The sequence below is a fragment of the Mesorhizobium sp. M7A.F.Ca.US.006.04.2.1 genome (genome assembly GCF_004022915.1).
Classification (GTDB): Bacteria; Pseudomonadota; Alphaproteobacteria; order Rhizobiales; family Rhizobiaceae; genus Mesorhizobium; species Mesorhizobium ciceri.
In genome coordinates this window covers 1-6,630 of record NZ_RZQA01000310.1, presented here as the reverse complement: position 1 = coordinate 6,630, position 6,630 = coordinate 1, and the positions used below count along the sequence as shown (strand labels likewise).

At 62.5% G+C, this 6,630-nt stretch carries 3 protein-coding genes; 1 reads left to right on the top strand and 2 read right to left on the bottom strand.

Annotated elements, in window-relative coordinates; all coding sequences use genetic code 11:
• Nucleotides 1-2,309, bottom strand: a 2,309-nt coding sequence (locus tag EN925_RS17605) for a penicillin-binding protein 1A (RefSeq protein ID WP_164894257.1), incomplete at its 3' end; no start/stop codon positions are given.
• A 213-nt stretch (nt 2,310-2,522) separates the two neighbouring features.
• Nucleotides 2,523-3,785 carry an N-acetylmuramoyl-L-alanine amidase gene (locus EN925_RS17600; RefSeq protein WP_064993631.1) on the bottom strand — a complete coding sequence of 421 codons (1,263 nt, stop codon included), beginning with the start codon at nt 3,783-3,785 and terminating at the stop codon, nt 2,523-2,525.
• A gap of 654 nt (nt 3,786-4,439) precedes the next feature.
• On the opposite strand from EN925_RS17600, the gene EN925_RS17595 reads away from it, so the two are divergent.
• Nucleotides 4,440-6,630: ribonuclease E/G (locus tag EN925_RS17595; RefSeq protein ID WP_164894256.1), on the top strand; the 2,191-nt coding region annotated here is incomplete at its 3' end.

Sequence of the window (6,630 nt, the reverse complement as noted above, 5' to 3'; positions counted from 1 at the left end):
GTGCCGGGATCGCCCGATGCGGCACGCATGCCGGTCTTGCGATTGATGGCGACCAGGTTCATGCCTTCCGGCACCTTGAAGTCGACATTGGGCGTGCCGTCCAGCGCCACTCGCATGAAGTCCTTGAAGATCGGGGCTGCGAGGCCGCCACCGGTGGCGCCATGGCCGAGGCCGCGCGGCGTGTCATAGCCCATGTAGAGGCCGACGACGAGGTTGGGCGTGTAACCGATGAACCAGGCGTCCTTTTCATCGTTGGTCGTTCCGGTCTTGCCGGCGATGTGACGGCCGAGTTCGCCGATGGTGGCGCCGGTGCCGCGCTGCACGACCCCTTCCATCATCGAGGTGATCTGGTAGGCGGTCATCGGGTCGAGCACCTGCTCGGAATTGTCGACCAGCTCCGGCTCCGGCTGGTTCTGCCATTCCTGCGCATTGCAACCCTGGCAGCCACGTTCGTCCTGCTTGAACACCGTCTTGCCGTAGCGGTCCTGGATGCGGTCGATGAGCGACGGTTTGATCGACTTGCCGCCATTGGCCATGATCGAATAGGCCGACACCATGCGCATCACGGTGGTTTCGCCGGAACCCAACGCCATTGGCAGATACGGTGCCAGATGGTCGTAGACACCGAAGCGCTCGGCATATTCGACCACCAGCTTCATCCCCATGTCATTGGCAAGCCGCACCGTCATCAGGTTGCGCGACTTCTCGATGCCGGAGCGCAGGGTCGCCGGACCGGCGACGGTGCCGTCATAGTTCTTCGGCGTCCAGCTCGTGTTGCCGCTCTGGATCGTGATCGGCCCGTCCATGATAACCGAGGCCGGCGTATAGCCATTGTCGAGCGCTGCCGAATAGACGATCGGCTTGAACGAGGAGCCCGGCTGGCGCATGGCTTGCGTGGCGCGGTTGAATTCGGACTGCGCATAGGAGAAGCCGCCGACCATGGCCAGCACGCGGCCGGTGTGCGGGTCCATGGCGATCAGGCCGCCCTCTACTTCGGGCACCTGGCGCAGGCTGTAGGTGCCCTCGGCACCATCGTTTTTCTGCACGAAGATGACGTCGCCCGGCTTCAACACCTCCGCCGGCGACTTGGCCTTGACGGTCTTGCCGGCGACCACATGGCGCATGGCAAAACCCATGTCCTCCTTGCTGATGGTGCCTTCGACGCGCTCCTTGACGATCTCGCCCGACGCCTGCCGTGCGGGCTGCAGGCCGATCGACAGGCCGGTCGCCGAACTGTCGAGCACGACGGCGAGCGACCATTCGGGAACATCCTCCAGTCCCTTGACGGCGCCAAGCGGCACGCCCCAGTCGCCCGAGACATCGATCGATGTCACCGGCCCGCGATAGCCGCGCAGCGTGTCGTATTTCATCAACCCGTTCTGCATCGATTTGCGGGCAATGAGCTGGATCTTCGGATCGAGCGTGGTGCGGACGGAGAGGCCGCCTTCGTAGAGTGCATTCTCGCCGTAGCGGGCGATGATCTGGCGGCGCACCTCTTCGGTGAAGTACTCGCCGGCGAACAGATAGGTGCCGCTGCGCCGCGGCGTCACGCCCAGCGGCTCAGCCTTGGCCTTGTTGCCTTCCTCACGCGTGACATAGCCGTTCTCGACCATCTGATCGATGACCCAGTTGCGGCGCTCGATCGCGCGATCGGCATGCTTGAAAGGGTGATAGTTGTTCGGCCCCTTGGGCAGGGAGGCCAGGTAGGCGGCCTCGGCCACGGACAGTTCGTTGACCGACTTGTCGAAATAGGTCAGCGCCGCACCGGCGACGCCATAGGCGCCGAAGCCGAAGAAGATTTCGTTGAGGTAGAGCTCGAGAATGCGATCCTTGGGATAGGCCTGCTCGATGCGGAAGGCGAGGATCATCTCCTTGATCTTGCGCTCGTAGGTCTGGTCCGAGGACAACAGGAAGTTCTTCGCCACCTGCTGGGTGATCGTCGAAGCGCCGACCTGGCGCCGGCCCGAGCCGAAATTCTGCAGGTTGACGATGATGGCGCGGCCGAGGCCGGTGACATCGATGCCCGGGTGATTGTAGAAATTCTTGTCTTCCGCCGACAGGAAGGCCGCCTTGACGCGGTCCGGAATGGCCTGGATCGGCAGATACAGGCGCCGTTCGCGCGCATATTCGGCCATCAGCGCGCCGTCGGACGCATGGATGCGGGTGGTCACCGGCGGCTCGTATTTGGCCAGCACCTCGTAGTCGGGCAGATCCTTCGACAAATGGCCGATGTAGATCGCAACGCCCGCCGCGACCAGAAGGGCCAGCGTCGTGCCGATGCCGAAAAAATAGCCAATGAGACGAATCATACCCGCTCCAGTCCTTGGTTCGGGAATTTCCTAAACGAAGCCGCCTTTCACGCAAGCTTTCGAGCCGGTCCCAATCCGTAATCGAAAACCCTTGTCGCCGCCATGTGGACAAAATACGGCAATGCCTGATTTCACGGCTGCTGGCCGGAAATAAAAGCACTGGGTGTTGTCGTCGCGCAACGCCGCCTCTGGTTGCAGGCGTCGCCGGTCATGTCAACCTCCGGTTCCCGATCCGGCCTTGGCCGACGCGAACAGCGCGACGGCGTTGGTTATGCTCTGGGCCGCCTTGCCGCGCCAGTCGGCGTTGAGCAACTGCGCCTCGTCCTTGGCGTTCGAGAGATAACCGAGTTCGACCAGCACCGACGGCACATCGGGTGCCTTGAGCACCTTGAAACCCGCGGAGCGCTGCGGATTGTTGATAAGACCGACGCTGGTCGACAACTGGCCAACCAGCGTGTGGGCGAAACTCATCGAGAAATTGTGTGTTTCGCGGCGGATCAGGTCGATCAGGATGTCGGTGACTTCCTTGTTGTCGTTCTTGATTTCCATGCCGGCGAACTGGTCGGAGAGGTTCTCACGGTCGGCAAGCGCCTGCGCCTCGGGGTCCGAAGCCTTGTCGGAGACGGTATAGACGGTGGCGCCGCGAATGCCCTTGACGCTGATCGTGTCGGCATGGATCGAAATAAGCAGGTCGGCCTCATGCTGACGGGCAATGCGCACGCGGTCGTCCAGACGCAGGAATTCGTCTGTGTCGCGCGTCATGAACACATCGTAATTGCCGACGGCCGCGAGTTTGTCGCGCAGCTCCGTGGCGAAGGCCAGCGTGACGTTTTTTTCGATGGTGCCGTTCAGGCCCTCGGCACCGCCGTCGATGCCGCCATGGCCGGGGTCGATGACGACGGTGAACCGATGGCCCGGATTGGAGACCGGCCCGGTGCCGACCCGCCCTCCCTTGTCGGTCGAAACGGTCGATCCGGTGGTCAGCGCCTGATTGGCAAGTGCGGCATCGAACTCGCGTTCGGATGCCGCCGACATATCGATGGCAATGCGGTAGCCGGTTCCGTCCTCGTTCTTGAGCACGTCGAGCTTGTCGACGGCAAAGGGTCCCTTGCCGGTGAGGATCAGACGCGAAACGCCCTCGCCGAGTTCGCCCAGGCGCACGCCCTTGACCAGGCCCCGCGCCTTCAAATCCTTGGCATCCACGGCGAATCTCGTATTCGCGAGATCGATGACAAGACGGTTGGGACCACGCAGCAGGAACCATTTGATATCGGGTTCGCGGTCGAAATCCATGACGATGCGCATCTTGGTGGCATCGCCGGCCATCTTGTAGCCTTTTGCCACGAGCGGAGCGTCGGCGGCACTGGCATTTGAAGACAAGACGGATGAGGCCGCCAGCAGCAGCAAGAGGCAGAAAGAGGCCAGGATCCGGCCGCCGACACGACATCCCTTGTCTGTGAAGTCCGCCAATCCCATCTCTCTTGCAGTCGCTCCCGGTTTGGCGCCCGGCGCCCGGTCGTTTCGTCGAAATGCCGGTTAGGCCGCGAACTCGATTAACGATTGGTATCCAGAGAAGGTTAACCAAGCCTTTTCATGCAGGGCCGCAAGCCTGGCTTTACGCTACGGAACGGCTTTTTGCCGGCATCGGAAATCGGGGTTGCCTTCCACCCCGCCAAATCATAAAAGCGATGGTGGATCACTGCAATCCTGGAACCGCCCTCCTCCGCAGCTTCTTGCTACAGGGTCAGACGTAAAGGCGGCTCCTTTCGCTTCAGGCGAAAAGGGTTCAGGTGATCGCGACGAATTTCGCAGGCGTGCTCCCGTGGCGGGGGAATCGCCTGCGTGAGGAAAACGGCCGGGTTTGTTCCCGTGCCGGCTCTGTATGAGCAAACAAGCTGGTCCGGTTCGTCCGGGCTTTGGTTCAAAAGGTTCTGTTGGTGACGATGGCTTCAAGCGCAATCATGGAAAGGTCCGCATCAAACCGCGCCATTATGGCTGCGGGCGGCACCGCCATGGCGCTCAAGCGGCGGCCGACGGACGTTCAAATATCCGGCACCCACATTCCAGACACGCAGCAGCAGGCTTTGCCTCGCAAGCTGCGGCTGACGGCTGCCGGGGGGAAACGAAATAATGCCCAACAAAATGCTGATAGACGCCTCCCACCCGGAGGAAACACGCGTTGTCGTCATACGCGGTAACCGTATTGAAGAATTCGACTTTGAATCCCAGGACAAGAAGCAGCTCAAAGGAAACATCTACCTAGCCCGCGTAACGCGCGTAGAGCCCTCCCTTCAGGCAGCCTTTGTCGAATATGGCGGCAACCGTCACGGTTTTCTCGCCTTCAGTGAAATCCACCCCGATTACTACCAGATTCCGGTCGCCGATCGTCAGGCACTGCTGCGCGCGGAAGCGCAGGAGGCTGAGGACGAGGAGAACGAGGACGGCGACGGCGATGATCGCCAGAGCCGCGATCGCGGACGGCGCGGCCGCAGGCGCGGCGGCAAGCCCCGCGACCGGGGCGAGCACAAGCGCGATGCAGCCGATTCCGGCGAGGCGAGCGACGCTGCCGACGAGGCAGAAGAAGGTGCCGACGCTGGTGTCGAGGACATCTCGCACACGTCCGAGATCATCGAACATGCGGCTGATTCGTCCGAACATGCTGATGCGTCCGAGCATGGTGAGGATTCGGCCGAGCAGGACGAAGGCGAAATCCGCGAAGGCGGCCCGACGTCGATCGCCGCCTCGGTCGAGGCCGATGTGATTTCCGAAGCCGTCCCGCTGGCCGAACAAGGTAGCGAAGCGACCTCCGGCGACAATGATCGCGGCATGCTGGAAGAAGTGCAGTCCTCGCATCCGGACGATCACGAGGTCGAATCGGTCGGCGCCGAGGATGCGCTGGAAGAAGTGCGCAACCGCCGCAAGCCGGTGCGCCGCCAGTACAAGATCCAGGAAGTGATCAAGCGCCGGCAGATCCTCCTGGTGCAGGTCGTCAAGGAAGAGCGCGGCAACAAGGGCGCGGCGCTGACCACCTATCTGTCGCTGGCCGGCCGCTATTCGGTGCTGATGCCGAACACGGCGCGTGGCGGCGGCATTTCGCGCAAGATCACCAGCGCGGTCGACCGCAAGCGGCTCAAGGAGGTCGTCGCCGATCTCGAAGTGCCGCAGGGCATGGGCGTCATCCTGCGCACCGCCGGCGAGAGCCGCACCAAGGCAGAGATCAAGCGCGACTACGAATATCTGATGCGGCTTTGGGAAAATGTCCGCAATCTCACCTTGCAGTCCACGGCCCCTGCCCTGGTCTACGAGGAAGGCAGCCTGATCAAGCGCTCGGTGCGCGACCTCTACAACAAGGATATCGACGAGATTCTTGTCTCCGGCGAGGAAGGCTACCGCGAGGCCAAGGACTTCATGCGCATGCTGATGCCGAGCCACGCCAAGGTGGTTCAGCCGTTCCGCGACACGACGCCGATCTTCGTGCGCAACGGCATCGAGGCACAGCTCGACCGCATGCTGCAGCCGCAAGTGACGCTGAAGAGCGGCGGCTACATCATCATCAACCAGACCGAAGCGCTGGTTGCCATCGACGTGAATTCGGGCCGCTCCACCAAGGAGCACTCGATCGAGGACACCGCGCTCCACACCAATCTGGAAGCGGCCGAGGAAGTCGCGCGTCAGCTAAGGCTGCGCGATCTTGCCGGCCTGATCGTCATCGACTTCATCGACATGGAGGAGAACCGCAACAACCGCTCCGTCGAGAAGCGGCTGAAGGATCACCTCAAGAACGATCGTGCGCGCATCCAGGTCGGCCGTATCTCGCATTTCGGCCTCATGGAGATGTCACGCCAGCGCATCCGCGCCAGCGTGCTGGAATCGACCATGAAGCCTTGCCCGCATTGCGGCGGCACCGGCCATGTGCGCTCCGATTCGTCGGTCGCGCTGATGGTGGTGCGGGCGATCGAGGAATTCCTGCTCAAGGATTCGCGCAGCCACATCACGGTGCGGACGCCGGCGGCGACAGCACTCTACGTGCTCAACCACAAGCGCGGCACGCTGGTGGAACTCGAAAGCCGCTTCGGGCTGACGATCACCGTCGAGGCCGACGATTCGGTGGGTTCGCAGCACTATGCGATCTTCCGCGGCGCGTTGGCTGAAAAGCCGGAAGGCTTTGTCGAGGCGCGCAGCTTCCCGGCCTATGTCGAGCCGGACGAGCCCGAGGATGAGATTGCCGTCATCGAGGAAGACGACGAGGCGCCGATCCAGGCAGAACAGCCACGCCAGCAGCCGCAGCAACAGCAGCCGCGGCCCGCTGCCGGTGGTGAGG

What these genes read in the sequence shown, in the direction of transcription:
- EN925_RS17600 (WP_064993631.1), bottom strand. Translation starts at nt 3,785, where the DNA reads ATGGGATTGGCGGACTTCACAGACAAGGGATGTCGTGTCGGCGGCCGG.